24 protein-coding genes and 2 pseudogenes are annotated in these 26,929 nt (G+C 64.6%); 16 read left to right on the forward strand and 10 right to left on the reverse strand.

The window, feature by feature from the left end:
* Positions 1-359: 359 nt before the first annotated feature.
* Both dprA and ACK543_RS03820 read right to left on the reverse strand, forming a co-directional pair.
* Complete coding sequence (gene dprA, locus ACK543_RS03815; protein WP_409941530.1) at positions 360-1,529, reverse strand: DNA-processing protein DprA; 1,170 nt, start codon at positions 1,527-1,529, stop codon at positions 360-362.
* Between the two features lie 56 nt (positions 1,530-1,585).
* Positions 1,586-2,800: a LysM peptidoglycan-binding domain-containing protein gene (locus ACK543_RS03820; RefSeq protein ID WP_409941531.1), complete on the reverse strand. Its 1,215-nt coding sequence runs from the start codon at positions 2,798-2,800 to the stop codon at positions 1,586-1,588.
* Between the two features lie 199 nt (positions 2,801-2,999).
* On the opposite strand from ACK543_RS03820, the gene def reads away from it, so the two are divergent.
* From def to ACK543_RS03870, 10 genes are all read left to right on the forward strand, one after another.
* On the forward strand, positions 3,000-3,509 hold the full coding sequence (gene def / locus ACK543_RS03825; protein WP_409941532.1) for a peptide deformylase: 510 nt from the start codon (positions 3,000-3,002) through the stop codon (positions 3,507-3,509).
* Positions 3,509-4,027, forward strand: a complete 519-nt coding sequence (locus ACK543_RS03830) for a hypothetical protein (RefSeq protein WP_409941533.1) — start codon at positions 3,509-3,511, stop codon at positions 4,025-4,027. The genes def and ACK543_RS03830 overlap by 1 nt, the downstream gene beginning before the upstream one ends.
* 84 nt (positions 4,028-4,111) lie before the next feature.
* Positions 4,112-5,107, forward strand: coding sequence for a methionyl-tRNA formyltransferase (gene fmt, locus ACK543_RS03835; protein ID WP_409941534.1), 996 nt, complete (start codon positions 4,112-4,114; stop codon positions 5,105-5,107).
* The gene (locus ACK543_RS03840) at positions 5,104-5,940 is read left to right on the forward strand and encodes an AzlC family ABC transporter permease (RefSeq protein WP_409941535.1); all 837 of its coding nucleotides are present in this window, start codon (positions 5,104-5,106) and stop codon (positions 5,938-5,940) included. Before fmt ends, ACK543_RS03840 begins: the two co-directional genes overlap by 4 nt.
* Positions 5,937-6,278 carry an AzlD domain-containing protein gene (locus ACK543_RS03845; protein WP_409941536.1) on the forward strand — a complete coding sequence of 114 codons (342 nt, stop codon included), beginning with the start codon at positions 5,937-5,939 and terminating at the stop codon, positions 6,276-6,278. Before ACK543_RS03840 ends, ACK543_RS03845 begins: the two co-directional genes overlap by 4 nt.
* 111 nt (positions 6,279-6,389) lie before the next feature.
* The gene (locus ACK543_RS03850) at positions 6,390-7,589 is read left to right on the forward strand and encodes a phosphoglycerate kinase (RefSeq protein WP_409941537.1); all 1,200 of its coding nucleotides are present in this window, start codon (positions 6,390-6,392) and stop codon (positions 7,587-7,589) included.
* Positions 7,590-7,794: 205 nt separating this feature from the next.
* Positions 7,795-8,481 (forward strand): hypothetical protein, encoded by a 687-nt coding sequence (locus ACK543_RS03855; protein WP_409941538.1) that lies wholly within the window; start codon positions 7,795-7,797, stop codon positions 8,479-8,481.
* A complete protein-coding gene (locus ACK543_RS03860) occupies positions 8,478-9,035 on the forward strand; it encodes a FlgO family outer membrane protein (RefSeq protein ID WP_409941539.1) in 558 nt (185 codons plus the stop codon). The genes ACK543_RS03855 and ACK543_RS03860 overlap by 4 nt, the downstream gene beginning before the upstream one ends.
* Before the next feature lie 241 nt (positions 9,036-9,276).
* The gene (pyrF, locus tag ACK543_RS03865) at positions 9,277-10,119 is read left to right on the forward strand and encodes an orotidine-5'-phosphate decarboxylase (protein WP_409941540.1); all 843 of its coding nucleotides are present in this window, start codon (positions 9,277-9,279) and stop codon (positions 10,117-10,119) included.
* 57 nt (positions 10,120-10,176) lie between these two features.
* The gene (locus ACK543_RS03870) at positions 10,177-11,073 is read left to right on the forward strand and encodes a LysR family transcriptional regulator (RefSeq protein ID WP_409941541.1); all 897 of its coding nucleotides are present in this window, start codon (positions 10,177-10,179) and stop codon (positions 11,071-11,073) included.
* A 161-nt stretch (positions 11,074-11,234) separates the two neighbouring features.
* Here ACK543_RS03870 and ACK543_RS03875 read toward each other — a convergent pair whose 3' ends face one another.
* The 7 genes from ACK543_RS03875 to rpmH all read right to left on the reverse strand — a co-directional run bounded on the left by ACK543_RS03875 (position 11,235) and on the right by rpmH (position 17,121).
* Positions 11,235-12,122: a hypothetical protein gene (locus ACK543_RS03875; RefSeq protein WP_409941542.1), complete on the reverse strand. Its 888-nt coding sequence runs from the start codon at positions 12,120-12,122 to the stop codon at positions 11,235-11,237.
* Positions 12,123-12,232: 110 nt separating this feature from the next.
* The gene (locus ACK543_RS03880; RefSeq protein WP_409941543.1) at positions 12,233-12,724 is read right to left on the reverse strand and encodes a Crp/Fnr family transcriptional regulator; all 492 of its coding nucleotides are present in this window, start codon (positions 12,722-12,724) and stop codon (positions 12,233-12,235) included.
* An 83-nt stretch (positions 12,725-12,807) separates the two neighbouring features.
* A complete protein-coding gene (gene mnmE, locus ACK543_RS03885; protein ID WP_409941544.1) occupies positions 12,808-14,244 on the reverse strand; it encodes a tRNA uridine-5-carboxymethylaminomethyl(34) synthesis GTPase MnmE in 1,437 nt (478 codons plus the stop codon).
* A gap of 177 nt (positions 14,245-14,421) precedes the next feature.
* Positions 14,422-16,125 carry a membrane protein insertase YidC gene (yidC, locus tag ACK543_RS03890; protein WP_409941545.1) on the reverse strand — a complete coding sequence of 568 codons (1,704 nt, stop codon included), beginning with the start codon at positions 16,123-16,125 and terminating at the stop codon, positions 14,422-14,424.
* The gene (yidD, locus tag ACK543_RS03895) at positions 16,122-16,418 is read right to left on the reverse strand and encodes a membrane protein insertion efficiency factor YidD (RefSeq protein ID WP_409941546.1); all 297 of its coding nucleotides are present in this window, start codon (positions 16,416-16,418) and stop codon (positions 16,122-16,124) included. Before yidD ends, yidC begins: the two co-directional genes overlap by 4 nt.
* Positions 16,415-16,915: a ribonuclease P protein component gene (locus ACK543_RS03900; RefSeq protein WP_409941547.1), complete on the reverse strand. Its 501-nt coding sequence runs from the start codon at positions 16,913-16,915 to the stop codon at positions 16,415-16,417. Before ACK543_RS03900 ends, yidD begins: the two co-directional genes overlap by 4 nt.
* A gap of 71 nt (positions 16,916-16,986) precedes the next feature.
* Positions 16,987-17,121 (reverse strand): 50S ribosomal protein L34, encoded by a 135-nt coding sequence (gene rpmH, locus ACK543_RS03905; RefSeq protein WP_005798102.1) that lies wholly within the window; start codon positions 17,119-17,121, stop codon positions 16,987-16,989.
* A gap of 568 nt (positions 17,122-17,689) precedes the next feature.
* Between rpmH and dnaA the strand changes: the two genes are divergently transcribed.
* From dnaA to ACK543_RS03930, 5 genes and pseudogenes are all read left to right on the forward strand, one after another.
* Positions 17,690-19,114: a chromosomal replication initiator protein DnaA gene (gene dnaA / locus ACK543_RS03910; RefSeq protein ID WP_409941548.1), complete on the forward strand. Its 1,425-nt coding sequence runs from the start codon at positions 17,690-17,692 to the stop codon at positions 19,112-19,114.
* Positions 19,115-19,554: 440 nt separating this feature from the next.
* Complete coding sequence (gene dnaN / locus ACK543_RS03915) at positions 19,555-20,673, forward strand: DNA polymerase III subunit beta (protein ID WP_409941549.1); 1,119 nt, start codon at positions 19,555-19,557, stop codon at positions 20,671-20,673.
* A 171-nt stretch (positions 20,674-20,844) separates the two neighbouring features.
* Entirely contained in the window at positions 20,845-23,463 is a 2,619-nt protein-coding gene (gene gyrB / locus ACK543_RS03920) for a DNA topoisomerase (ATP-hydrolyzing) subunit B (RefSeq protein WP_409941550.1), read from the forward strand.
* 262 nt (positions 23,464-23,725) lie between these two features.
* Positions 23,726-24,693, forward strand: a pseudogene (locus ACK543_RS03925) (tyrosine-type recombinase/integrase).
* Positions 24,690-25,856: a transposase gene (locus tag ACK543_RS03930; RefSeq protein ID WP_409941551.1), complete on the forward strand. Its 1,167-nt coding sequence runs from the start codon at positions 24,690-24,692 to the stop codon at positions 25,854-25,856. The pseudogene ACK543_RS03925 and the gene ACK543_RS03930 overlap by 4 nt, the downstream one beginning before the upstream one ends.
* Before the next feature lie 300 nt (positions 25,857-26,156).
* On the opposite strand, the gene ACK543_RS03935 is transcribed toward ACK543_RS03930, so the two are convergent.
* Entirely contained in the window at positions 26,157-26,759 is a 603-nt protein-coding gene (locus ACK543_RS03935) for a hypothetical protein (protein WP_409941552.1), read from the reverse strand.
* 70 nt (positions 26,760-26,829) lie between these two features.
* On the opposite strand from ACK543_RS03935, the pseudogene ACK543_RS03940 reads away from it, so the two are divergent.
* A pseudogene (locus tag ACK543_RS03940) lies at positions 26,830-26,929 on the forward strand (IS1595 family transposase); the annotation flags it as partial.

Below are 26,929 nucleotides of genomic sequence, written 5' to 3' on the forward strand. Positions count from 1 at the left end.
TTGGGGTGCCAGGCAAGGCGCGACGACGCGGCAGGCTCGTGCCTGCAAGGAGGAGCAACACCGCATGGCGCTCCAAAAGCGGTGCTGGCAAGTGCATAGCGCTGTCACCCCAAAGGTGAGGCTGCGAAAACAACCCAAGGCTCGAGTCCACGCGGTGTGCGGCAAGATGACAAGCGGTCAACTGCCGTTTTTAGGGTCAGGCATGGGGGCCCAACACTGCAAGCCTCAGGGCAGCGTTCTCGTCCAACATGGCGGCTGCGTGCGCCAGGGCGCACTGTGTGGGGTGGCCGGGGCCTGCGGCGAAGCGGCTTGGGCCGCCCAAGGCGGGCTCCCGGGCTGCCTTCGTCGCTGCGAAGGTGTCACACCCGTTCCAAGCGCTGGAAAAGCCCGCCCGGCAGCCGGGCAACGCGCCCCTCGAGTTCCAGGGTCAGCAGCCGCACCTGAAGCGTGGCCGCATCCAAACCCGTGCGCGCCAACAGTGCATCGATACCCATGGGATCAAAGCCCAACGCGGCCAGCAGATCATCGTCGGGGGTCCCGGAATCTGCGGGCTGGCATGCCTTAGCGGCGTTGGCGCCATGGTCTGCCGCCAGCGGAGTTGCAACAGGGAGCTCTTCCAGCACATCCTGGGCGGTTTCGACCAGCTTGGCGCCCTGGCGGATCAGCGCATGGCAACCGCGCGATTGCGGCGAATGGATCGAGCCGGGAATCGCAAACACGTCGCGGCCCTGCTCCAGCGCCGTCCGCGCGGTGATGAGCGAGCCCGAGGCCAGTGCGGCCTCGACGACCAGCGTGCCTTGCGACAGGCCGGAGATGATGCGGTTGCGTTTGGGGAAATTCGACGCCAAGGGGGGCGTGCCCAGGGGATATTCACTGATCAGCAGGCCACTGGCGGCAATGCGGTGGGCCAGATCGAGGTTTTTTCGCGGGTAGACGCGATCGAGCCCCGTGCCCACGACGGCCATGGTCGGCGAGGTGCCGGGCCAAGCGTCGCTGGTGGACGCCTGCAGGGCGCCCTCGTGGGCTGCGGCGTCCACCCCGAGGGCCAGGCCCGAGATGATGGTGAGCCCTGCCTTGGCGAGCGCCTGGGCAAACTGCCGCGCATTTTCAGCGCCCTGTGCGGTGGGATTACGGCTTCCCACGATGGCAAGGCACTGACCTTGCGGAATGAACTCTTGCGCCAGCCAGCGCGATGCCCCCATGACGTACAGCACCAGCGGGGGGTCTTCGGTTTCCAGCAGCGCGCGGGGGTAGCGCGCGTCCCCCAAAGTGACCACGGCGCGGCCGATGCCGCTGTCGGCGGACTGCAGCCAGCGCCAGGTCGTCTCAAGGAGTTCGGCCCAGGTCTGCGGAACCTCGACCAGCGCGCGGGCCTGGGCCGCAGTCACGGTTTGCGCCAGCACGGCCTCGGTCTGCTCAAAAATGGCCTGAGGCAGCCCGAAGCGGCTAAGCAAACGCCGCGCCGACGCGTTGCCTACGCCGGTGGACAGTGTGAGGCGCAGCCACCCACCGAGTTCATTTCGGTCCATCGGGTGCACGAACCAAGCGGGCGAACTGGAGCCTGTATGTGCAGGCCGCAGTGGCTTTATTTGGGGTTGACCAGCCGGTCACCCACGCGCACGCCGTTGCGAATCTCCAGCAGCAGGGCGTAGGAGACCCGCTCAAACGTGCGGAACACCATGGCGGTGCCATTGTTTTCGTTGGGCAGCTTGACGGACGCACTCTTGCCGTCGCTCACATCCTTGACGCGGGTGTCCCGGGTCAGCAAGGTCAGCACATGGCCCGGCTCCACGCCGTCCTGGGTGCCCACGCTGATGGCAACCACCTGGTTCTGCGCTGCGTAGGCAAGCGCCGCGCTACCGTAAAGCGCCACCACGCGCGCCTCCACGTCCATCTGGGGAGCACGGGGCGTGTAGGTCACGAAGGCACCACGGGCAGCCATGGGCAGGAGGCGATCACCCGCGCGGATTTCCTCCTTGGTGGCCTTCAGGTCGATGGTGGCGGGGACGTATTCGGCGGTGTAGTTACCACGCCCGTTGGGCACGTCTTCGAAAGACTCGCCGCGAATCAATTCAGCCTTGCCGAGATACTGAGCCTCGTAGCCCAGAATTTCCCCGGTGGCCGGGTCCTTCAGGGCCACCGCGTCGCGGAAGACCCGGAATTGCCGGGGATCACCGCCCTCGACCTGCAGCGGCGAGGCCTGGTCGCCGCGCACATAGGCCCGGTCGCCCGCGGCCATCAGAACGCGCTCCTCGGTGGTCGCAATGATGCGGGGCGCCTGTTGCAGCACCTGCGCGTCCACCACGATGGGTTCCACCAGGAACGGCTCGATCAGGTGGGGCTTGAGTGTCGGCAATGCGGCGTCGCCCAGGCTTTCCGTCCGGGTACGCGGCGACACGCGCACAGTTTCAGGCTCGGTGGAGCCCGGCGGCGTGGTCGAGAGCCGCGCAAAACCGCCGTTCTTGTCCAGATACAGGGTTTGCCCCGGGAAGATGCGGTGGGGGTTGGCGATGGCCTGGAGGTTCATGCCCCACAGCTCGGGCCAGCGCCAGGGACTCTTGAGAAACAGGCCAGAGATTCCCCACAGGGTGTCTCCACGCTTGACCGTGTAGGAGTCGGGCGCGTTCGGGGCGAGTTCCGACAGGGGAATACCGCGCTCAGACACCTGCTGAGCCGTGGCACGCTGGCTTCCTGACACAGGGTAGCTTTGTGCATGGGCCGACAGCGTACACAGCGTTGCGCCAGCAAGAATGGTGAGTGCGCCCAGAGCGTTTCGCCGAATGCTGGTGAATGCCGTCATGTGATTCCTTTTCTCATGCATTGTGAAACGCCCCTGGCTGGCACCGCGAGTCTTGCGGCAAGCGAGCCCCCCGGGCTTTGTCGTTAAAAACCTTCTGAGATTTTCCGCTCAAGCCCTTGATTCGGCAACGATTATTGCCCTGCGGACCCTCCGGCAGGCGCAAAAGTGGCGAAAATAGCGACATCTTTTCCCCATCTCCATGGCAATTCTTCCCATTCTCTGTTACCCCGACCCGCGCCTGCACAAGGTGGCGCAGCCCGTTCAGGCGGTGGATGACCGCATCCGGGCGCTGGTGTCTGACATGCTCGCCACCATGTATGACGCCCACGGCATCGGGCTTGCGGCCACCCAGGTGGATGTGCATGAACGCGTCATCGTCATCGATGTCTCGGAAGATCGGGACCAGCCGCTGGTGCTGATCAACCCGGAAATCGTCTGGGCCAGCCAGGAAAAGCACGTCAATGAAGAAGGCTGTCTGTCCGTGCCCGGCATCTATGACGGCGTGGAGCGGTTTGACGCAGTGCATGTGCGCGCACTGGACGCCCAGGGCCAGTCGCAGGTGCTCAAGGCCGAGGGGTTGCTGGCGGTGTGCGTGCAGCACGAGATGGATCACCTGATGGGCAAGGTGTTCGTGGAATACCTCTCGCCCCTCAAGCGCAACCGCATCAAGACCAAGATGATCAAGCAGCAGCGGGGGGCCCGCAACTGATGGTCCCGGCCGCGACCCCGCTGCGGCGCAGCCTGGCCATCGTGGCGTTTGTGGGCCTGGGCGGCCTGGCGGCTCTGCTGGCGGGCTGTGCGCTGCCCGGGCGCGAGGCACCGGGCGCCCTGCGCAGCGAGGTGGTCGCGAGGCTGGGGCCACCCCAGGCGACCTATGCGCTGCCCTCTGGCGAGCGGCTCATCTACACCGCGCTGCCCGCCGGTTTTGAAGCCTACAACCTGGACTTTGACGCGGGCGGCCGCCTGGTGCGCAACGAGCAGGTCCTGACCCAGACGCGGTTCGAAGCGCTGGCAGGCAGCGGGTGGACCCGGCAGCAGGTGCAAAGCACGTTCGGCCCTCCGGTGCTGGTGGAGGAGGTGGCCCGATTCGATGGCGACATCTGGACCTACCGCTTCCGCCAGAACTCCGATGTGCGTCTGGCCCATGTGCATCTGGACCGCCAGGGCCGGGTGCGACAGGTCATCTTCACCGACGAGCTGCCCCACTTTGACCGCGCGCGCGACTGATGCGCGCTGCCGCCGGTACGGTGAGGACCGGCCCGTGCATCGCGCCGCACCCTATCGTGACGACCCAGTAGACGGACCCTTCCCATGAAAGTGATTTTTGCCGGTACGCCCGAGTTTGCCAGCGCCGCGCTGCAAAGCCTGTTGCAGGCCGGTCATACCGTGCCGCTGGTGCTCACGCAACCGGACAGGCCTGCTGGCCGCGGCATGAAGTTGCAGGCGTCGCCGGTCAAGCAGTGCGCGCTGGCGCACGGCATTGCGGTCGCGCAGCCGCGCAGCCTGCGGCTCGATGGCAAATACCCCGACGATGCGGCCGCCGCACGCGATGCGCTGCTGGCTGCCCAAGCCGATGTGATGGTGGTGGCCGCCTACGGGCTCATCCTGCCGCAGTGGGTGCTGGACCTGCCACCCAGAGGGTGCCTCAACATCCATGCCAGCCTGCTGCCCCGCTGGCGCGGCGCAGCGCCCATCCACAGGGCGATTGAGGCGGGTGACGCGGAAACCGGCATCACCATCATGCAGATGGACGCGGGCCTCGATACGGGCGACATGCTGCTCGCGGAGCGGCTGCCCATCGGGCCGCAAGACACCACCGCCAGCTTGCACGACCGCCTGGCCGCCCAGGGCGCGCGCCTGATCGTGCAGGCGCTGGAGCTGGCAGCCGCCGGCCGTCTGCAGGCCACGCCCCAGCCCGCCGACGGCGTCACCTACGCGCACAAGATCGACAAGGGCGAGAGCACCATCGACTGGTCGCTCGATGCCGAGGTGATCGCGCGGCGGGTGCGCGCGCTGGACCCGTTTCCGGGTGCCAGCACCGATTGCGCCGGTGAAGTCATCAAGGTCTGGTACTGCGAAATTGATAGCAAACAATCTAATGTGGACGTGCGCAACGGGGATATTTTGTCTGTGAACTCGCTGGGCGTGACGGTGGCGTGCGGTCAGGGCGCGCTGCGGCTGACCACGCTGCAGCGCCCCGGCGGCAAGCGGCTGTCGGCGGCGGAGTTTCTGCGCGGTTTCGATCTGCGGCCCGGCATGCGCCTGGGCGGGGTGCCCGTCTTGGCGTCCGACCAGGCCAGCGCATGAGCCGCCGCCACGGCGCGCTGGCGGCGGTGCGTTCCACCGTGCAGCACCCTTCGTTTCGCCAGGCCACACAGGACATGGCGGGCACATCGCTGGGCATTGCCGCCTGGGGGCTGGTCACGGGCGTGGCCATGGTCAAAAGCGGCATGCCCGTGGGCCTGGCGCTGTTCATGTCGCTGGCCGTTTACGCGGGCAGCGCGCAACTGTCCGTCATACCGCTGATGGCCGTGGGCGCGCCGCTGTGGGTGATCTGGCTCACGGCCATCTGTGTGAACCTGCGCTTTGTCATCTTCAGCAGCATGTGGCGAAGCTACTTCGCCCACCTGCCGCTGCGCCAGCGTCTGGCGGTAGGCTATTTCAGCGGCGACGTGATCTATGTCGCGTTCATGAAGCGCTTTCCCGAGCCGCGCCCGCAGGCGGAGCAAATCCCCTACTTCTGGGGCGCTGCCACCACCAACTGGCTGGCCTGGCAGGTGCCGTCCATTGCGGGCATTCTTCTGGCCCATGCCGTGCCACTGTCGTGGGGCCTGGGCTTTGCCGGTGTGCTGGCGCTGCTGGGCGTGCTGCTGTCGCTGTTGTTGGACCGTGCCACGTGTCTGGCCGCCGTGGTCGCCGCCACGGCCGCCATTGCGGCCTTTGCTCTGCCGCTCAAGCTCAACATCCTGGTCGCCATTGCGGCCGCAGTCGCCGCGGGCCTGCTGATGGAGGCGGTGGAGCGCCGCCGTCAGCACCCGCGTGTGGTGCTCGTACCGACCGACAACACCCGGCCAGCCCGGGAGCACGCGCCTGCGCCCCAGGGCGAGGCCGCCACCCTGCATGAGGATCGTCATCCATGAGCACAGACTGGTCCTGGGTTGAACCCGCCATCGCCATTGTCGGGCTGGCCGTCATCACCGTGATTTCGCGCGCATTTTTCATGATCCCCCAGCGCGAGCTGCCCCTGCCCCACTGGCTCAGGCGCGGCCTCAAATACGCCCCCCTGGCGGCGCTCACGGCGGTGATCGCGCCCGAAATCCTGATGGCCCATGGCGAGCTCATTGGCACCTTTCGGGATGCGCGGATTCCGGCCGTGCTCTGCGCTGTTGCCTACTATTTTTGGCGCCGGGGCATTCTGGGCACCATCGTGGTCGGCATGGCGGTGTATCTGCCGCTGCACATCGGCTGGGGCTGGTAGGCGCGCGTCCCTGGCCAGGGCGCGAGCGGGGCGCGCCTGGGCGGGCGCCTAAAATGAAGGCCCTTTGTCCCGATCCTTTGACCCGATCCATCGCCCCAGGAAGCTGCCTTCATGAACATCCTCCGTTTCTCCGACCTGTGCGCCCAGGGCAAGGCCCAGGGCCAGCGCGTTTTCATCCGTGCCGACCTGAACGTGCCGCAGGATGATGCAGGCCGCATCACCGAAGACACCCGCATCCGCGCTTCGGTGCCCTGCATCCGCATGGCGCTGGATGCCGGGGCGGCGGTGATGGTCACCAGCCACCTGGGGCGCCCCACTGAGGGCGAATTCAAGCCCGAGGATTCGCTGGCCCCGGTGGCGGCCCGTCTGTCTGAGCTGCTGGGCCGCGATGTGCCCCTGGTCAGCCACTGGGTGGACGGCGTGAGCGTTGCCCCCGGCCAGGTCGTGCTGCTGGAAAACTGCCGCCTGAACGTGGGCGAGAAAAAGAACACGGAGGCGCTGGCCCGCAAGCTGGCCGCGCTGTGCGACATCTTCGTGAACGACGCGTTTGGCACCGCCCACCGCGCCGAGGGCACCACCTACGGTATCGCCCAATACGCGCCCGTGGCCTGCGCTGGCCCGCTGCTGTCGGCCGAGATCGACGCGCTGACCAAAGCCCTGGCCCACCCGCAGCGCCCGCTGGCCGCCATCGTGGCGGGCTCCAAGGTCTCGACCAAGCTCACCATTCTCAATAGCCTGGCCTCCAAGGTGGACCAGCTCATCGTGGGCGGCGGCATTGCCAATACCTTCATGCTGGCCGCCGGCCTGCCCATCGGCAAAAGCCTGGCCGAGCCCGACCTGGTGGCGCAAGCCCGCGCCGTGATGGACGCCATGAAGGCCCGTGGCGCCGAGGTGCCGATCCCCACCGATGTGGTGGTGGCCAAAACCTTCGCTGCCGATGCGCCGGCCACGGTCAAGGCCGCCACCGATGTGGCGCAAGACGACCTCATCCTGGACATTGGCCCCCAGACCGCCGCCCGCCTGGCCGCCCAGCTCAAATCGGCGGGCACCATCGTCTGGAACGGCCCGGTCGGCGTGTTTGAATTTGCAGCCTTTGAAAACGGCACCCGCGCAATCGCCCAGGCGATTGCGCAATCGCCCGCGTTCAGCATTGCAGGTGGCGGCGACACGCTGGCGGCGATTGCCAAGTACGGCATCGACAAGCAGGTGGGCTACATCTCGACGGGCGGTGGAGCGTTCCTGGAAGTGCTGGAGGGCAAAAAGCTGCCCGCGTTCGATATCCTGGAGCAGCGCGCGTCCGCATCCATGTAAGCAAATGCAAGACAGGCCGTTGGCCGACGGCATTGCAGCCTTGCGTGGGCGCGCAACTGTGACCAAAAACAACGAACTGCCTACGCTGGAGCGCAGTTAGCGTAATTTTTTCTTGTTTTTGTTGAGGATACCGCCCAGAATAAATTACGCTCACGCAGGATGGATCTGTTCGGGTCCCTGCAACTTTAGTCCGTAGGAGGGATTCATGTCGTTTTCAAAGGCAATCAGCTTGGCCGTTTTGGCTGGCGCTGTGGCAGCTTTGGTGGGGTGCGCACAAAAGGCGCCTATTCCCGTCGCGGAAAATTTCGAATACACATCGCAGCCGAAGGTCCGGTCTGCGGGCCACTGGAACCTGGTCTCACGCGATGTGGTCCAGCAAACGCTGGTCACCCTGGACAAAGCGGGCATTGCTGCCAACACGCCACTGCATGTGGCCCTGCCCGCCAATGCGTCACAGTTTGAAACGGCGTTCCGCGAGTTTCTGATCACCAAGATGGTCCAAAGCGGGGCTGTGGTGCACCAAAACCAAGGCTCGGCGCTGGACGTTTCGTACGGCATCCAGGTCGTGCGCCACAACAGCGAACGCCCACACTTCATTCCGGGCCAGTTCACCATGTTGGCTGCGGGTCTCTTCGCTGCCTATGGGCTGCGTAACTACCACGTGGACACCCAAGCCGCCGGGGCCGTGGGTCTGGCGCTGGCTGCTGATTACGCCAACAGCATCAACTCGGGCGGCCCGACCAACACCGAGCTGATCCTGACCACCACGGTCATGCGTGGGGGCCAGTTCATCGCCCGCAAGACCGACGTGTACTACCTGGAAAACGCTGATACCTCGCTGTTCACGCGTACCTCGTACAAGAACGTCAACATGAAGGTTGTCTCCCAATGAAAACCCCTGCACTCGTTTTGACGGTGCTGGCCGGCGTGGTGCTGGCCGGTTGTGCCAACAACGCTGCGCCGGTGCGCGTTGATCCCACCTACCAGGAAGCCGCCAGCAGCCCGTTCATCCAGAGCAGCCGTGATGCGGTGTCCAAGCTCACGGCCGGCTTCGACATGGCTTCGCTGGGCGGTGGCCCGGTGCTCGTGGCGACCGTGGTGAATGTCAACGACCTCAGCCGTGCAGCGCCCCTGGGCCGCACGCTGTCGGAGCAGTATGCCTCGGGCATGGCTGCCAACGGCTTTAACGTCAAGGAAATCAAGCTGCGCGGCGACCTGTTCGTGCGCGAAGGTGCTGGCGAGTTGCTGCTGTCGCGCGAAATCAAAGACATCGCCCGCAACCACAACGCGTCTTTGGTGCTGGTAGGCACCTACTCGGCCGCTGCCAACTTCACCTATGTGAGCCTCAAGCTCGTGCGCACCGACGACAGCCGCATCGTGCGTGGCCACGACTACGCACTGCCCAACGACCGCGATGTGCAGCGCCTGCTGACCGTACCTCGCTGATGCAGCTTTCAGGCGGAGCGGGCTCCTAGTAGCCTGCCCCCACCGAAAAAAGGCCGTTCAGACGGCCTTTTTGCTTTTCCGGCGCTCGATCATCGATGGCGTCGACGGAACACATGGCCCGGCATGACCTGAGAAGGCTTCGCCTTGGCGTGACCCGGTTGCGGGGCAGGCGGGCGCTTGCAATGCGGGTTGCGCTCGTCGTTGCCGGCCTTGCCACCCTGCCCACCTAAAATGGCCCCCCATGAACTTCATCGACATGCTGCGCCGCGCCACGGCACAGAACCACTCTCTGCTGTGCGTGGGGCTGGATCCGGAACCCAGCCGTTTCCCGGCCAGCCTGCAGGGCGACCCGCGCAAGATCTATGACTTTTGCGCGGCCATGGTGGACGCCACCGCCGACCTGGTGTGCGCCTTCAAGCCCCAGATTGCCTACTTTGCCGCCCACGGCGCTGAGGACCAGTTGGAGCGCCTGATGCAGCACATGCGCTGCAACGCTCCGCACGTGCCGGTCATTCTGGATGCCAAGCGCGGCGACATCGGATCCACTGCCGAGCAGTACGCCAAAGAAGCCTTTGAGCGCTACGGGGCCGATGCGGTCACGCTCTCGCCCTTCATGGGCTTTGACTCGATCGAGCCATACCTGGCCTACCATGGCAAAGGCGCTTTTCTGCTGTGCCGCACCTCCAACCCCGGGGGGGACGATTTGCAGAACCAACGCCTGTCCAGCATCGAAGGCCAGCCGCTGGTGTACGAGCATGTGGCCCGCCTGGCGCAGGGCCCGTGGAACAAGAACGGCCAGCTTGGGCTGGTGGTGGGCGCCACCTACCCGCAGGAGATCGAGCGCGTGCGCAGCATCGCGCCCACGCTGCCTCTGCTGATTCCGGGCGTGGGCGCACAGGGCGGGGATGCCGTTGCCACGGTGCGCGCCGGCCTGCGCCCTGAAGGCCCCATCATCGTCAATTCCTCGCGCGCCATCCTGTACGCATCGCGCGGTGAAGACTTTGCAGCGGCGGCCCGCCAGGAGGCCTTGCGAACCCGCAGCGTGCTGCAGGCGGCACAGGCTGCTGCATCGCCACCTGCCTGAGCTCCACCCCGCGCTGCGGCGCCCAGACGCAGCCCCCACTGACCACGGAGTCACACGATGCAGCTTAAATGGCTGGAAGACTTCATCGTTCTGGCGCGGGAGCGCAGCTTCACGCGCGCGGCCGAACTCAGGCATGTGACGCATCCGGCCTTTGGCCGCCGCATCCGTGCCCTGGAGGCCTGGGCAGGCACTCCCCTCGTGGAGCGGGGCGGCGGGCCGGTCACACTGACCGCGGCGGGGCAGAGCTTTCTGGAGACGGCAGGCCACATGGCGCGCAGCCTCGCCCAGTCGCACGAGGAGCTGCAAAGCCTTGCCGGCCGCCAGGGGCGCACCGTGACGCTGGCTACCGGCCGCACGTTGGCACGCACGGTGCTCGCTGACTGGCTTGTGGCGTTGCGGCCCGTGCTCCAGGGCGGCGAGATCTGCATACGCACACGGTCGCTGGCCGAGACCGTGGCCATGCTCGAGCGCAGCGAGGCCGACTTCTCGCTGGTCTATCACCACCCTGCGCTGGCGATCCGGCTCGATGCGCGGCAGTTTAGCCACGTCACGGTGTTGGCTGATCGACTCGTTCCCGTGTCCCGCGCCACGGTGCAGGGGCAGGCGGAGCACGGCTTCGGCCAGGACTCAGCGCCAGTGCCTTACCTCGCCTACGCGCCACAGCTGGCGCTCGGGCGGCTGGTGGAAGACCATTTGGCGCAGAACCCGCAGGCGCCAAGGCTACAGCGGGTGGTGGAGTGCGATTCGCCGGACGCGCACTATGAATACGTGCAAAAAGGCCTGGGAGTGGCCTGGTTGCCGTGGTCGATGGTGCACGCCGACTGCAAGGCCGGGCGCCTGGCCCCGGCGGCCGATGCGCACATGGAGGTGCACTTTGAAGTGCGTTTGTACCGGCCCAAGCGGCGGCTGGGCCCGCTGGCCGAAGCGTTCTGGAAAGCCATGGCCCAGCGCTGACCAGTCCGAGCCGCGAGCGTACCTGGGAGCGATCGGGCCGCGAAGCCAGGCGATGTTGACCAGGCAATCCACACCGAATCGAGGCAAGGGCAAGCAAGCGCGCGGTGTAGCCCCTCCCGGTCTGCGCCAGCGCATCCTCGGGAGGGTGGTGTCGCGCTTTCCTAGTTCAGGTCGCCGTACTGGGTGGCACTGAGATCCTGCGCTGGCCCATCGGCGCCGGCAGCCTGCGCGCCATCAGATCCGGGGGTGAATGACGAGGGAAGCATGGGGCCCGAATGCACGGCCACGCCAGGCTGCGCGGCCGCCGTCGCGCCCGCTGCAGAAGAGGCGCTTGCGGCCATGGCCAGGGCGCGCTTGAAGGCAGCCACCTCGTCTGCCTCAATGGGCTCGAACTTGGAAGCTGCCGGCATGGACGGGGCGGTCAGCGGGGGCCGTTGCACAGCGATTTCGCTGTGGATGGCGGCCATCGCAGACTCTGCGGCTGGCAACGGCCTGGCGGCTGGCGAAGCGACCGCGCCCGGGGCAGCGGGCACGGGGGCCGCCGATGCGGGAGGGCGGCGTGGCGATGAACTACCCGCCTGGCTGTTCGCGCCCCGTTGCGGCACGCCAACGGCGACATGGTCATTGAGACGCCAGTAAACGGCCGTTACCAGAATGTCATAGCGCCCCTTGGCGGTCTGCGCGATGAGCGCCTCAATCTCGCTCAGGCGGCCCGTCTCACCGCCGTATTGGCGGGCCACGTCGATCATCACCAGAAACTGGCGACCTCGCTGATCGAGCGAAAGCACCTTGAATTTATAGCTGGCCGACAGCACGCCCGCGCGAACCATGGCATCGCGCACCACGGCGTAAAGTAGCTCGCGCCGCTGCACCCGATCATTCTTGGGATCGGCGCCATATTGCGGGGCAGGCGTTGCTGCCGCTGGCCTGAAATGACGGGTCGGAGTCAGAGGGACGGTGGCGTCTGCACCCAGCAACACCGAGGGGTCCACAACGGGGCGATGCCTGATGGGCTCTGGCTTACGGCTGAACCAACTGAACAGAGACATGGATTGCGTGCTTTCTTCGGAACGGCGCCGAGACAGGCCGGTTTGGGTTGAAAGACTGCCGCCCGCGGCAAATCAAATAGGGCGCAGCGGATCTCGCGCTGGGTCACCCGTCAGGTGACTGCAACACGCCGGCGGCGGCTGCTCAAGCGTTTTGCCATGACCGAGCCTGCGGCCATGGCCAGAGCCAGCGCGATGGCAGGTTGGCGATTGGACAGCTCGGTGTACCGGATCGCGGTGAGACTCCAGAGTTTGGATGGGGCGCTGGACTGCACCGTGGCGCTGCGGGTGCGATGCGAAAAAAAAGCGCCCTCGCCCACCAGCGAGCCAGCGGCCACCATGGCCAGTCGCAGCCGCTCTTTTTCGTCCTGGTAGTGCACGCTCAGGCTACCGCTTTCCACAAAGTACAGGGTGCGGTCATTGGCCCCACGGCTGAAAAGTACCTGCCCGGCAGGCAGCACGACAGGCAGCAGGTAGGAAGAAAGAATGTCCCACTGCGCAAGCGTCAGCGGGTTGGTCATGCTGTCCTCAGCGTTCGCCTGGGCAAAGGCATCAATGAGCCCACTGAGGTCGATCCTGAAAGCAGCGAGGGATGAAACATTCATGATGCGCGAAAAGTAACCTTGTTACAGGTTGCGCGCAAGCGTTGTTTACTTCTGATTACAACATTGAGCCCCTGCACAGCGGCCTATTTCCCGATGCAAAAGCTCGAGAAGATCACCCCCAGCAGGTCCTCTGAGGTGAACTCGCCCGTGATGGTGCTCAACGCGTTCTGCGCCAGACGCAGCTCCTCGGCCAGCAAATCCAGGGCCGAGGCCGCCAACTGCAACTGGGTCTGGGCCGTGTCGAGATGCGCCGCCACGGCGCGCAGCGCGTCGACATGGCGCGCGCGGGCAATGCAAACGCCCTCCGGCGCGGCTTGCCAGCCCGCCACCTGCAACAGAACCTGTCTGAGGGCATCCAGCCCCTCGCCCGTGCGCGCCGACAGCCGGACGGCCGGGCGGCGCCCCGTGGCCTCGGCGCCCTGGGCAGAGACCACATCGGGCCCAGCGCAATCGAGCTTGTTCCACACATCAATGACCGGAACCGATTCCGGCACTTTATGGGTGAGCGCGCGTTCGATGGTGAGCTCGCCAGCGAGGTATTCGGTGTCGCTCTGCCGCGAAAGATCGTGCAGGAAAAGCACGGCGTCTGCGGTGGCAATAGCATCCCATGCCCGGGCGATGCCGATGCGTTCGACCTCATCGTCACTGTCGCGCAGACCGGCTGTGTCGATGATGTGCAGGGGCACCCCTTCGATCTGGATGGTCTGCTGCACCTTGTCGCGCGTGGTGCCCGCAATCGGCGTGACGATGGCCAGCTCTGCACCGGCCAGCGCATTGAGCAGCGAACTTTTGCCTGCGTTGGGCTGGCCCGCAATCACCACCTTGATGCCTTCGCGCAGCAGAGCGCCCTGGCGCGCACGCTGCAGCACCCGCGCCAGCGTTTGCTTCAAATTCAATAGCTGTCCGTGCGCGTCGGCCTTGCGTAAGAAGTCAATTTCTTCCTCAGGAAAGTCCAGCGTGGCCTCCACCAGCATGCGCAGGTGGATGAGCGCATCGCGCAGGCCGTGGATTTCCTCGGAGAACGCGCCCGTGAGAGACCGGCTGGCGCTTCGCGCCGCCGCTTCGGTGCTGGCGTCGATCAGGTCGGCAACGGCCTCGGCCTGGGCCAGGTCGATCTTGTCGTTGAGGAAGGCGCGCTCGGTGAACTCGCCCGGCTGGGCCACACGCAAGCCGGGCAAGGTCGGCTGGCCCGTGGCAGCGTCGATGGCGGCACCGGCCTCCAGGCAGCGCGCCAGCAGCAACTGCAACACCACCGGCCCGCCGTGCGCCTGCAGCTCCAGCACGTCTTCGCCGGTGTAGCTGTGCGGACCGGGGAAGTACAGCGCCAGCCCCTGGTCGATGGCATGGCCCTGTGCATCGCGAAACGGCAGGAAAGTGGCCTCGCGGGCTTTCAGTGCGCGGCCGCACAGCGCCTGCACCAGGGCCTCCAGCCCTTTGCCCGACACCCGCACGATGCCAACGGCCCCGCGCCCCGGGGCGGTGGCAATGGCGACGATGGGGTCGTGGTGGCGGGCGAGCATGGTAGCGATCGATCAGGGGCAGAGCGCCAAAACGAGCGCGGCGCAGACCAGCAACCGCCGCGCAAGGGCCGCCAAGCTGCGCAGGCAGCGCTTCGCTTGCGTGCGCTGGTGTCGTCCCCCTTCCCGAATTACGCAGCCATTCGGGAGAAGGGGGAAGCGGCACAGCCGCTCAGGGGATTACTTAAATTTGGGCAGATTGAACTCCGGCGGCACACCCATGCGGGTGTTGATGATCCACTGCTGCGCAATCGACAGGATGTTGTTCGTCAGCCAGTACAGCACCAGGCCGGCGGGGAAGAAGAAGAACATCACGCTGAAGATCAGCGGCATGAACCACATCATCTTGGCCTGCAGCGGATCGGGCGGCGCGGGGTTCAGGGCCGTTTGCAGCAGCGAACTCACGGTCATGAGCAACGGCAGGATGAACAGGGGGTCAGGCGTCGACAGGTCCTTGATCCAGCCAATCCAGGGCGCGTTGCGCATCTCAACGCTGGACAGCAGCACCCAGTACAGCGCAATGAACACGGGGATCTGGATCATGATGGGGAAGCAGCCGCCCATGGGGTTGACCTTCTCCTCGCGGTAGATCCGCATCATCTCCTGCTGCATCTGCTGCGGCTTGTCCTTCAGGCGCTCGCGCATCTCCATGATTTTGGGGTTGATGGCTTTCATCTTGGCCATGCTGGCGTAGGCCTTGGCATTGAGCCAGTAGAACGCGATCTTGAGCAGCAGCACCAGCGCCACGATGGCCCAGCCCCAGTTGTTCAGGATCTCGTGCAGCTGATCGAGCAGCCAGTACAGGGGCTTGGACAGGATGGTGAGCCAGCCGTAGTCCTTGACCAGCTCCAGCCCGGGGCTGAGCGCTTCCATCATGGTCTCGACCTGGGGGCCGGCAAACAGGCGCGCGTCGATGGCCTTGCTGGTACCCGGCTCCATGCTGCCCAGGGGCGTGAGCATGCCCACCGAGTACAGGTTGGTATCCACCTTGCGGGTGAACAGCCCGCGTTGGGTCCCGTCAGCGAGCAGCCATGCGGTGGCAAAGTAGTGCTGCACCATGGCCACGTAGCCGTTGGGCGACTCTTTGGGAATGTCGACCTTGTTGTTTTCAATGTCCTTGAACTCGATCTTCTGGTACTTTTTGGCGTCGGTGTACACGGCCGGGCCGGTGAAGGTCGAGTAGAACGAGGACTCGCCTGGCGGCTTGTTGCCGTCGCGCACCAACTGCAAATACAGCTGGGGCGACACGGCACCACTGCCGACGTTGACGACTTCGTGCTTGACAGCAATGTCGTAGGCGCCACGCTTGATCGTCCAGGTCTTGGCCAGCTTGACGCCGCCCAGCTCGGGCGACTCGAAACGAATACTGATCGAGTCTTCGCCGTCCTTGAGCTCGCGGGCGCCAGGCACTGCCGTCATCACCGTCTTGTGGGTGGGGAAGGTGCCGCCGACCAGACCGGTCTGCGCCACGTACACGCGTTGCGCGCTTTCTTCGAGCAGCAGGAAGTTGCGCGACTTGTCGGTCATGTCGATGTGCTGCAGCAACTCTGCACCCACCAGCGAGCCGCCTTCGCTATCAAACGTAAGCCGGTACAGGTCGGTCTTGACTTCCACGCGCTCGCGCTTGGCTGCTGGCGCTGCCTGACCCGGCACCGCCGAAGCACCCGCAGAGGCCACTGCGGCCGGCGCAGGCACGCTGGCCATCCCGGCGGCACCCGACGCTGGCGCAGCGGGGGCCGAGGCGGCGGTTGCCGCTGAGCTTGTTGCTGGCGCGGCGGGGAAAAACGTGGCCTTGTTGCCGTTGTGCAACTGCCATTTATCCCACAGCAAAACCATGGAAAAGCCAAAAATCACCCACAGGATGGTGCGGCGCATGTCGTTCATGGAGACTTCTTTGGTGAAGATGGTTGGGTGGTGTGGAAATCGGAGAGCCGCGAAAACATTCGCAGACCGCGCGGCAGATGTTGCGGGACCGGATCATGGCCCCCGTCGCACCAGGGATTGCAGCGAACCAGCCGGCGCAATGTCAGGTAGCTGCCTGCCGCTGTGCCGTGCGTTTCGAGCGCTTGCAGCGAATAGACCGAGCAGGTGGGTTCAAACCGGCAGGCCGAGCCCAGCCACGGGCTGAGCAACAGGCGGTAGGCCTTGACGATGCCGATGAGAAGCCGCTGCATCATGGCGCAAGTGCCCGCGGCGTCCCAGCGCTGGGCGAAGCTTGCTGTGCCGGGCCTGACACGCGCCGCACAGCATGACCGAACAGTTGCAACAGCTCGGCGCGCACCGCATCTTTCAGCGCATCGGACACCGCGCTCTTGAACTGCTTGCGGTCAAACCCGGTGCGCAGGCGCACCACATGCGCGGCCTGCGGTAGCCCGGCCTCAAACAGGGCGCCCACGCTGTAAATCTGGCGCTTGATCGCGTTGCGCGTGACCGCGCGCCGCGCCCACCGCTTGGGAACCATGGCGCCCAGCCATACCCCCGGCACGGCAAACAGGGCCTGCGGCCCTTGCTGTGACGTCAAGGAGCCGGGCCCTGCGGGATCGCTGGCGGGAGAACAAGGTGTGCCGCTGCCGACGTCCAGCATCAGGCAGTGCAGCGCAAAGTGCGCGGTGCGGGAGACCGTGCCCCCCGCCATGGCGGCCTGGAACTGCGGACGGGTTTTCAGCCGTTGCATGCAAGCACCCCGTATAACCCTGTCGGTACAGACCGGCAGCAAGCGGGGAGCAGGCTATAGACCGATGGGCCTTAGACGGCCAGGCGCTTGCGGCCCTTGGCGCGGCGTGCGTTGATCACGGCACGGCCACCGCGGGTTTTCATGCGAACGAGAAAACCGTGGGTGCGCGCACGGCGCGTCTTGGAAGGCTGGTAAGTACGTTTCATGATGCTATTCCTTGAGGTTCAGTTCCGGACCGCTGCTCTTGAACCCCGGGCACCGCTGGCTCAGGCTGCATTGCAGCCTTGGCGGCAGACTTTGGGGGCACACATGACGGCGCGCCGGGTCAAATCGCCCTGAACGCATTCAGGGAAACCCGCAATTATCGCAGTCTTGACTCAGGCTGGCAATGCCTTTCGATGGACAGGCCCATTCGCGGGCTAGGAGCCTGTCGGACTTGGAGCGTCGAAAGCGAAAATCGGCCCCAGCGAGGACAGTTTTTGCCGAATTTGCAGCCCCATAGCCGAGCTGTGGGGCAAAAAGGCGGTTAAAAATGGACCGCTGCGGTCGATTTGCAGCCGACGATTTCCAAGTCCGACAGGCTCCTAGAGCACCCCACCCGACATGGCCCGCGCGCGGCACCCTGCCGTGCGCCCTGATTTGCGTTGCGGACACCCCCGACCATATCGCTCCCGGCAAGTGCGCGGGGCGCGCCCGGTGTGTGGATAACTCTTTGACAAGCTAGAATTCGCCGCCCAGCCAAGTTCCTCTATCCACAACCCACATTGTCCTGAAATGACCGAGGAACCCTCCCGAAGCCCCTTCCCATCGACCGGCACCGACGCAGGTCAGGGCCTGTGGCAGGCCTGTGCAGAGCAACTGGCGCAAGAGCTTCCCGAGCAACAGTTCAACACCTGGATCAAGCCGCTGATCGCCCAGGTGGCCGAAGACTTTTCCAAGGTGACGCTGCTGGTGGGCAACCGCTTCAAGCTCGACTGGATCCGCGCGCAGTATGCCGGCCGCATCGCTGCGCTGCTCGAGGGTCTGTATGGCCAGCCGGTGACGCTGGAGTTAGCGCTCGCTCAGCGGGAATCCATTGCCCGTACTTATGTTCGTCCGGCTGCACCGGAGGCTCCCCATGCACCTGCGCAGTCCAGCGCCACGGCCAGCGGCAGCGATGACGCCTCGGACAGCGCCTTTCGCAACCGGCTCAACGCCGCCCTGACGTTCGAGACCCTGGTGGAGGGCACGGCCAACCGCATGGCGCGCTCGGCCGCGATGCATGTGGCCGGTATGCCGGGGCACCTGTACAACCCGCTGTTCATCTACGGCGGCGTGGGTCTGGGCAAGACCCACCTGGTGCATGCGGTGGGAAACCGCCTGCTGCAAGACCGGCCCGACGCCAAAGTTCTCTACATCCACGCCGAGCAGTTTGTGTCGGATGTGGTTAAAGCCTACCAGCGCCGCACCTTTGATGAATTCAAGGAGCGCTACCAGTCGCTCGATCTGCTGCTGATCGACGATGTGCAGTTTTTCGCCAACAAGGACCGCACGCAGGAAGAGTTTTTCAACGCGTTCGAGGCCCTGCTGGCCAAGAAGTCGCACATCGTGATGACCTCGGACACCTACCCCAAGGGCCTGGCCAACATCCACGAGCGGCTGGTGTCGCGCTTTGATTCGGGCCTCACGGTGGCCATCGAGCCGCCCGAGCTGGAAATGCGCGTGGCCATTTTGATCAACAAGGCCCGCGTGGAAGGTACGGAAATGCCCGAAGAGGTCGCCTTCTTCGTGGCCAAAAATGTGCGCTCGAACGTGCGCGAGCTCGAAGGCGCGCTGCGCAAGATCCTGGCGTACTCGCGCTTTAACCAAAAAGACATCTCCATCCAGCTCGCCCGCGAGGCCCTGCGCGATCTGCTGTCGATCCAGAACCGGCAGATCAGCGTGGAGAACATCCAAAAGACGGTGGCCGACTACTACAAGATCAAGGTCGCCGACATGTACAGCAAAAAGCGCCCGGCCAGCATTGCCCGACCGCGCCAGATTGCGATGTACCTGGCCAAGGAGCTGACACAAAAAAGCCTGCCCGAGATTGGCGAGCTGTTTGGCGGACGCGACCACACCACGGTGCTGCACGCGGTGCGCAAGATCTCCGGCGAGCGCCAGCAGCTCACCGAGCTGAACCAGCAGCTTCATGTGCTGGAGCAGACCCTGAAAGGTTGAGATGGACACGAAGCATCCCCAAAGTCCCCTCCGGCACCTTTCCCCGCAAGGGAGACGACGCCCTCGCTGCGGGGCGGCCCTTGCTCGGCGTGCCTCGCCCGGGCAGCGCCTGGATCAGCCTTTGTGGTGGGGCTGGGCAAACCATGGAACCAAAAACCGCGCCGGCAGCGGCAATGGCCTTGCAAGCGGGCAAAATGGCGGGTTAAGGAACCTCTGCATAACTCCCTGCGGTCTGCGCGGGCTCGGGCAGTCCACGGCGTTGCTTTTCTTGCCAATAGCCAGGCTATTGGCTGAAAAAAGCGCCTTGTGGCCCATCCCGATCCGCACCAGCGCATCCTCGCGAGGGTTATGCAGAGCTTCCTTTTGCAGCGCAGGGGGGAGACACGACCTGCAAAGCTGCTATCCCGGCACCGTTACAAAAACCACAAGAGGTTGATGACATGATTGTCCTGAAGGCAACACAAGACAAAGTTCTCGCGGTACTGCAGTCCGTGGTGGGCATCGTGGAGCGGCGCCACACCCTGCCCATCCTGGCCAACGTGCTGATCCGCAAGACAGGCAATGCCTTGCAGCTGACGACCAGCGACCTCGAAATCCAGATCCGCACCACGGCCGAGTTGGGCGGCGACACCGGCGACTTCACCACCACCGTAGGCGCGCGCAAGCTCATCGACATCCTGCGCACCATGCCCGCCGACCAGACCGTGAGCCTGGAGTCCAGCCAGTCCAAGCTGATCTTGAAGGGCGGCAAAAGCCGCTTCACGCTGCAAACCCTGCCGGCCGAAGACTTCCCGCTGGTGCAGGAATCTGCCGCCTTCGGCCCCGTGTTTGCCGTGCCGCAAAAGACGCTCAAGGACCTGCTGAGCCAGGTGAGCTTTGCCATGGCGGTGCAGGACATCCGCTACTACCTCAACGGCATTTTGTTCGTGGCCGAGGGCAAAACCCTGAGCCTAGTCGCCACCGACGGCCACCGCCTGGCCTTTGCCAGCGCCAAGCTGAACGTGGAAGTGCCCAAGCAGGAAGTCATCCTGCCGCGCAAAACCGTGATCGAGTTGCAGCGCCTGCTGTCGGACGCCGGCGGTGAAAACCAGCCCCACATCGAGATGCAGTTTGCCAACAACCAGGCCAAATTCACCTTTGGCGGCATGGAGTTTGTAACCAAGCTGGTCGAAGGCAAGTTCCCAGACTACAACCGGGTGATCCCCAAGAACCACAAGAACAGCATCACCCTGGGCCGCGCACCACTGCTGGCCAGCCTGCAGCGCACGGCCATCATGACCACCGACAAGTTCAAGGGCGTGCGCCTGAACCTGGAGCCCGGCTCGCTGCGCGTGGCCTCCAACAACGCCGAGCAGGAAGAGGCCGTGGACGAGCTCGACATCGACTACGGGGGCGACATCATCGAGATCGGCTTTAACGTGACCTACCTCATCGACGCGCTGGCCAACATGGGCCAGGACATGGTCAAGTTGGAGCTTTCGGACGGCAACAGCTCTGCACTGGTGACCATCCCCGATAACGACAGCTTCAAATACGTCGTGATGCCCATGCGCATCTAGGCCCGCAGCGCGGGGGACGCTGCCGCCGCACACAAGGCGCGCAGCACCCTGGCAAACGCACCAAAATGCTATGCTTTTGATAGCTGCTAGCGCTTACCAGACTTGCGCAACAGCCTGATTTGATATTGAAAATATTGGAAACCCCGGTTTCCATGCATCCCAAGGCCCACCATGACCGTTGACCACAGCATTCCTTCCGAGCCCGAATCCTCCGGCGCCTCCGGCCATGGGGAGCCGACCGTCAACAAGATCGACACCAACCAGGCAGGGGCCAGCGAGAGCTACGGCGAAGGCGCCATCACCATCCTCGAAGGCCTGGAGGCCGTGCGCAAGCGCCCCGGCATGTACATCGGCGACACCAGCGACGGCACCGGCCTGCACCACCTGGTGTTCGAAGTGGTGGACAACTCCATCGACGAAGCCCTGGCCGGCCATTGCGATGACATCGTGGTGACCATCCACACCGACAACTCCATCAGCGTCACCGACAACGGCCGCGGCATCCCCACCGGCGTGAAGATGGACGACAAGCACGAGCCCAAGCGCTCGGCTGCCGAAATCGCGCTGACCGAACTGCACGCCGGCGGCAAGTTCAACCAAAACAGCTACAAAGTCTCGGGCGGCCTGCACGGCGTGGGCGTGAGCTGCGTGAACGCGCTGAGCAAATGGCTGCGCCTGACGGTGCGCCGCGAAGGCAAGGTGCACCAGATCGAATTTGCGCGCGGCTTCGTGCAAGACCGCCTGCTGGCCACCGTGGACGGCTTTGAAGTCAGCCCCATGCGGGTGACCGGCCACACCGAAAAGCGCGGCACCGAAGTGCACTTTTTGCCCGACACCGACATCTTCAAAGAAAACAACGACTTCCACTACGAGATCCTGGCCAAGCGGCTGCGTGAACTCTCGTTTTTGAACAACGGCGTGCGCATTCGCTTGAAGGACGAGCGCAGCGGCAAGGAAGACGACTTCTCGGGCGCCGGTGGCGTGCGCGGCTTTGTCGAGTTCATCAACAAGGGCAAGACGGTGCTGCACCCCACCTCGTTTTACGCCGCAGGCGAGCGCCCGGCCGAAACGTATGGCGGCATCCCCGGCACGCACATCGGTGTGGAAGTGGCCATGCAATGGAACAGCGCGTACACCGAGCAGGTGCTGTGCTTTACCAACAACATCCCCCAGCGTGACGGCGGCACCCACCTGACCGGGCTGCGCGCCGCCATGACCCGCGTCATCAACAAGTACATCGAAGAAAACGAACTGGCCAAAAAAGCCAAGGTCGAAGTCACCGGCGACGACATGCGCGAAGGCCTGTGCTGTGTGCTGAGCGTGAAAGTGCCCGAGCCCAAGTTCAGCAGCCAGACCAAGGACAAGCTGGTATCGAGCGAAGTGCGCGCCCCGGTCGAAGACATCGTGGGCAAGCTGCTCACCGACTACCTGCAAGAGCGCCCGGCCGACGCCAAGATCATCTGCGGCAAGATCGTGGAGGCCGCCCGTGCCCGCGAAGCCGCCCGCAAGGCCCGCGAAATGACCCGCCGCAAGGGCGTGCTAGACGGCATGGGCCTGCCCGGCAAACTGGCCGACTGCCAGGAAAAAGACCCGGCCCTGTGCGAGATCTACATCGTCGAGGGCGACTCCGCCGGCGGCTCGGCCAAGCAGGGCCGCGACCGCAAGTTCCAGGCCATCCTGCCCCTGCGCGGCAAGATCCTGAACGTGGAAAAAGCCCGCTACGAAAAGCTGCTGACCAGCAACGAAATCCTCACACTCATCACCGCACTGGGCACCGGCATCGGCAAGGCCGGAGGCACCACCGGGGGCGACGACTTTGATGTGGCCAAGCTGCGCTACCACCGCATCATCATCATGACCGACGCCGACGTGGACGGCGCCCACATCCGCACCCTGCTGCTCACCTTCTTCTACCGCCAGATGCCCGAGCTGGTCGAGCGCGGCCACATCTACATTGCCCAGCCACCGCTGTACAAGGTGAAGGCCGGCAAGGAAGAGCTGTACCTGAAAGACGCCCCCGCGCTCGACGGCTTTTTGCTGCGCATTGCGCTGAACCACGCCAGCGTGACCACCGGCGGCGCCAACCCGCAAACCCTGACCGGCGACACCCTGGCCGAACTGGCGCGCAAGCACCAGGTGGCTGAAAGCGTCATCGCCCGGCTCTCCAACTTCATGGACGCCGAAGCCCTGCGCGCCATTGCTGATGGCGTGAGCCTCAAGCTCGACACCGTGGCCGAAGCCGAAGCCAGCGCCGTGCAGCTACAGGCCAAGCTGCGCGAGCTGAACACCACCGGCGCCCCCGCCGAAGTGGCGGGTGAATTCGACGTGCGCACCGACAAACCCCTGCTGCGCATCAGCCGCCGCCACCACGGCAACGTCAAGAGCAGCGTCATCACGCAAGACTTCGTGCACGGCGCCGACTACGCCGCCCTGGCCGAAGCCGCCAACACCTTCCGCGGCCTGCTGGGCGAAGGCGCCAAGGCCCTGCGTGGCGAAGGCGACAAGCAAAAGGAAGAAAAAGTCGGCGACTTCCGCCAAGCCATGAAGTGGCTCATCTCGGAGGCCGAACGCACCACCGCCCGCCAGCGCTACAAGGGCCTGGGCGAAATGAACCCCGAGCAGCTGTGGGAAACCACGATGGACCCCACCGTGCGCCGCCTGCTGCGCGTGCAGATCGACGACGCCATCGAGGCGGATCGCGTGTTCACGATGCTGATGGGCGATGAGGTGGAGCCGCGGCGGGATTTCATCGAGACGAATGCGCTGCGGGCGGGGAATATTGACGTGTGAGTTGTAGGTTCTCATTGATTCTGCAAATATTCTCACTATCTGCAAATCGCGAGAAGTTAGTTCAAATACGGTGTATCACCGCCGGATTCGGGCGGTGAGGGACATCTCTGCTTGTTGATGGATAGTCCAGATGCAGATCAAGTGGTTGGACGAAGCCGCTGCGCGGAGCGACAACCCCGCCATCCGCGGCGATCCCGTAAGGTGTTGGTGCATGCCTCAATGGTAGGGCATGCAGCCCTTCCACCATCGAGGAGAACCGCCCATGTCCAGCCACCCCAGCGGCATCAACCCTGCCCAGTTTCCCGAGCCTTTCGCCTGCCAGTACCGATCCCACCTGCAGCATCTGCAACTCAAAGGCCTACGCCCCAAGACCATCGAGGCCTATGCCCGCGCCATGCGCCGCATCGGCGCCCATTTCAACTTCGAAGTCTCTGCCCTGAGCCCGGCGCAGCTGGCCGACTACTTCACCGCCATGAAGGCCCAGCACTCCTGGAGCGGCGTCAAGCTTGATCTGTACGGCCTCAAATTCTTCACCGAACACGTGCTCAATCAGCCCTGGGCCATGCCCGGCTTCATCCGCCCGCCCAAGACCAGCCGCCTGCCCGACATCGTCAGCACCCTCCAAATCCAGGCCATCGTGGATCACACCCGCGTGCTCAGCTACCGCGTGCTCTTCTTCACCCTCTACAGCCTGGGCCTGCGCCTGGGCGAAGGGCTGGCCTTGACCGTGGCCGACATCGATGCCGAGCGCATGCGCGTGCAGGTGCGCAACGCCAAGGGCAACCGCGACCGCCTGGTGCCCCTGCCTGAGGCCACGCTGGCACTGCTGCGTCGCTTCTGGGCCTGCCACCGCCATCCCACGCTGCTGTTCCCCAACCGCGCCGCCGGGCTCTGCGGTGCCCACCGCGCCAGCAGCCCGCTGGACCGCGGCGGCGTGCAGCGCACCCTCGCGCGCGTCACCCGCGAACTCGGCCTCAAAAAAAGATTTCTCCCCACAGCCTGCGCCACAGCTACGCCACGCACCTGATCGAGGCCGGGGTCGATCTGCTGCAGGTGCAACAGATCCTGGGCCACCACAGCATCCTGACCACCGCGCGTTACACCCACCTCACCAGCCACACCGCTGACGCTTGCAGCGAGCGCCTGAACGCATTGATGAATGGTTACCGGATTGGCTGGCCATCGGCAACGAGTGCAGCAAAGGGAGCGCAGCCAGGAGCGCAGCCATGATGCGCCTGGCCGAGCTGATCCAACAGTTCGAGCCCGAGCTGCTGCAGCGCTACGCCCATCGGCTGCTGCCCAGCCACCGCCAGGCATTGAGCGCGCTGGGCACCTGCCGCACCCGCTTTGCGCCCCACATGCTCGCGGCCTGCGCGGGCTGCCACACCCAGGCCTGCCTGCCGCACTCCTGCGGCCACCGCGCCTGCCCGCACTGCCAACACTTTGAGAGCGAGGCGTGGCTGCAGCGCCAACTCAAAGCCCTGGTGCCCGCCACCTACTTCCTCGTCACCTTCACGCTGCCCGCCCAGCTTCGCACCCTGGCCTGGTCGCACCAGCGTGTGGTCTACGAGGCTTTGATGGGCGCCGCCTGGAACACCCTCAACACCTTCAGCCAGAACGACCCCAAGCTCGCGGGCACGCCCGGCGCACTGGCGGTGCTGCACACGCACAACCGCCAACTCGGGTTCCATCCGCATGTGCATGTGTGTATGCCCGCAGCAGCGCTCAACGCCAAAGAGCGGCTGTGGCGCACCAAGGTGGAGCTGGGCAAGACGCCGGGCAGCGCACAGCCCGCACGCGGTGGCTACCTGTTCAGCCACAAGGCGCTGGGAAAGGTGTTTGCGGCCAAGGTGCGTGCGGCGCTGGCTCAGGCAGGTCTCACGCTGCCCGCTGGTTTGCCCGAGCGCTGGGTGGTGGACTGCAAGGCCGTGGGCGACGGGCAGGCCGCGCTGCGCTACCTGGGCCGCTATCTGTACCGGGGCGTGATCTCCGAGCGCGACATCTTGCGCTGCAAAGACGGCATGGTTACTTTCCGGTATCGCGATGCCCAGAGCGGCAAGTCCGCCACCCGCACGCTGCCAGGGGCCGACTTCCTGTGGTTGCTGTTGCAACACGTCTTGCCCAAGGGCTTTGTGCGGGCCAGAAACTTCGGCTTTCTGCACCACAACAATCGGCGCAGCTTGCGCCTGTTGCAGGTGTTGCACCTGAGGCCATCGGCGCCGCCGTCACCACCACCGACAACATCGCCACCCCGGCCGGTCTGGCGCTGCGCTTGCGGTGGGGCCATGGTGATTTTGCGCCGGCGCTTGCGACCTGATGCGATGCCAGCCTGCGCCGCACCTCAGACCGAGCGGCCCGACAAGGCCGATCCGGTGGAGGCATCAAAGCACTGAAACGGTTTGCACCCGCTGCTCGCGAACCCGGTCTGAGCCGCTGCGCCCAGCCGCTGGATGGGCTCGCTCTTGAACAGGTCGTCAGACAGATCGGCTGCCTGGAGCGAGGGAGAAAGTGAAAGCTTGCCGCCAGCACGCGCTGCAAAACCATCGGCAGGCCACCAAGGTCTGCCCACCGCACCCCGCTCCATCGGATCAATCTACAGGGGCACAACTTCCCACTTCAGCTTTCACCACCGGGCTTGTCCAACAAACGGATCAGATCGCGGCTTCGCGCGATCTATCCTTACTCGTTGGGCATCAGTGCAGCCCTCCCGCTGGTTTTTCTGTTTGGATAGCTACAAGTTTTGGGTACGCGCGATACAGGAATGCATGGGACAAAGCGAAGGGGTCGATGAACGCGAGCTTCTTTCTATCGGTTGCGGCTCGAATATATGGAACGACCAGCGCACCACCATCAATGACGGACGCTTGCTGGGGGAGTTGCTCGAAGCCAACCTCAAGTTTTTGGGCGTGAATGACTCGGTTCAGTGCGTCCCATAGGGTGCTGACCACCTCTCCGTCGGAACGGGGAACCCATTGCCAGCGAGGTTGTACCAAAGGAAATTTTTCATTCGGGGGCAGTGCTTCAAGCGCACGGCGCGCGTTAAGCGCAAAGGAACTGACAACTTCAATTATCGAAGTAGTTGCGACCTCGACGATTAGCCCATGCTGCATTGGATATTGAGCACTGGCAAGCGCCCAAAGCTGAACAGCTTCGTCGGCGGCTCGGTTGAGTGAATGTCGCGTAATCGCTTCCATCATGATGCCCAACTTGTGGTTTATCTGACCAAACACCGGATACCCAGAACCGCAGTCGTTAAACAAAGCCGCATGATGTCCCCAAAAAGTGTTTGATATCAATCCTGTAGAGCATCATACTGGATGCATGAAAGGGGTGTCTATTTAGCTCCAGCAGCGCCACAATAGCTGGATGGAAACCCAGATGCTAACGCCAACTCCCGGGCAGGACTACCCTCGCACCTGGAATGAATTTCTTGACTGGTTTGCCACCGAAGAAGCCTGCCAGGCGT

Source organism: Acidovorax sp., from assembly GCF_046341535.1.
Classification (GTDB): Bacteria; Pseudomonadota; Gammaproteobacteria; order Burkholderiales; family Burkholderiaceae_C; genus Acidovorax.

What these genes read in the sequence shown, in the direction of transcription:
- ACK543_RS03900 (WP_409941547.1), bottom strand. Translation starts at nt 16,915, where the DNA reads ATGCAACGGCTGAAAACCCGTCCGCAGTTCCAGGCCGCCATGGCGGGG.
- pyrF (WP_409941540.1), top strand. Translation starts at nt 9,277, where the DNA reads ATGAACTTCATCGACATGCTGCGCCGCGCCACGGCACAGAACCACTCT.
- ACK543_RS03845 (WP_409941536.1), top strand. Translation starts at nt 5,937, where the DNA reads ATGAGCACAGACTGGTCCTGGGTTGAACCCGCCATCGCCATTGTCGGG.
- ACK543_RS03870 (WP_409941541.1), top strand. Translation starts at nt 10,177, where the DNA reads ATGCAGCTTAAATGGCTGGAAGACTTCATCGTTCTGGCGCGGGAGCGC.
- rpmH (WP_005798102.1), bottom strand. Translation starts at nt 17,121, where the DNA reads ATGAAACGTACTTACCAGCCTTCCAAGACGCGCCGTGCGCGCACCCAC.
- ACK543_RS03875 (WP_409941542.1), bottom strand. Translation starts at nt 12,122, where the DNA reads ATGTCTCTGTTCAGTTGGTTCAGCCGTAAGCCAGAGCCCATCAGGCAT.
- ACK543_RS03840 (WP_409941535.1), top strand. Translation starts at nt 5,104, where the DNA reads ATGAGCCGCCGCCACGGCGCGCTGGCGGCGGTGCGTTCCACCGTGCAG.
- yidC (WP_409941545.1), bottom strand. Translation starts at nt 16,125, where the DNA reads ATGAACGACATGCGCCGCACCATCCTGTGGGTGATTTTTGGCTTTTCC.
- mnmE (WP_409941544.1), bottom strand. Translation starts at nt 14,244, where the DNA reads ATGCTCGCCCGCCACCACGACCCCATCGTCGCCATTGCCACCGCCCCG.
- ACK543_RS03850 (WP_409941537.1), top strand. Translation starts at nt 6,390, where the DNA reads ATGAACATCCTCCGTTTCTCCGACCTGTGCGCCCAGGGCAAGGCCCAG.
- fmt (WP_409941534.1), top strand. Translation starts at nt 4,112, where the DNA reads ATGAAAGTGATTTTTGCCGGTACGCCCGAGTTTGCCAGCGCCGCGCTG.
- ACK543_RS03830 (WP_409941533.1), top strand. Translation starts at nt 3,509, where the DNA reads ATGGTCCCGGCCGCGACCCCGCTGCGGCGCAGCCTGGCCATCGTGGCG.
- yidD (WP_409941546.1), bottom strand. Translation starts at nt 16,418, where the DNA reads ATGATGCAGCGGCTTCTCATCGGCATCGTCAAGGCCTACCGCCTGTTG.
- def (WP_409941532.1), top strand. Translation starts at nt 3,000, where the DNA reads ATGGCAATTCTTCCCATTCTCTGTTACCCCGACCCGCGCCTGCACAAG.
- ACK543_RS03860 (WP_409941539.1), top strand. Translation starts at nt 8,478, where the DNA reads ATGAAAACCCCTGCACTCGTTTTGACGGTGCTGGCCGGCGTGGTGCTG.
- ACK543_RS03880 (WP_409941543.1), bottom strand. Translation starts at nt 12,724, where the DNA reads ATGAATGTTTCATCCCTCGCTGCTTTCAGGATCGACCTCAGTGGGCTC.
- dprA (WP_409941530.1), bottom strand. Translation starts at nt 1,529, where the DNA reads ATGGACCGAAATGAACTCGGTGGGTGGCTGCGCCTCACACTGTCCACC.
- dnaA (WP_409941548.1), top strand. Translation starts at nt 17,690, where the DNA reads ATGACCGAGGAACCCTCCCGAAGCCCCTTCCCATCGACCGGCACCGAC.
- gyrB (WP_409941550.1), top strand. Translation starts at nt 20,845, where the DNA reads ATGACCGTTGACCACAGCATTCCTTCCGAGCCCGAATCCTCCGGCGCC.
- ACK543_RS03930 (WP_409941551.1), top strand. Translation starts at nt 24,690, where the DNA reads ATGATGCGCCTGGCCGAGCTGATCCAACAGTTCGAGCCCGAGCTGCTG.
- dnaN (WP_409941549.1), top strand. Translation starts at nt 19,555, where the DNA reads ATGATTGTCCTGAAGGCAACACAAGACAAAGTTCTCGCGGTACTGCAG.
- ACK543_RS03855 (WP_409941538.1), top strand. Translation starts at nt 7,795, where the DNA reads ATGTCGTTTTCAAAGGCAATCAGCTTGGCCGTTTTGGCTGGCGCTGTG.
- ACK543_RS03820 (WP_409941531.1), bottom strand. Translation starts at nt 2,800, where the DNA reads ATGACGGCATTCACCAGCATTCGGCGAAACGCTCTGGGCGCACTCACC.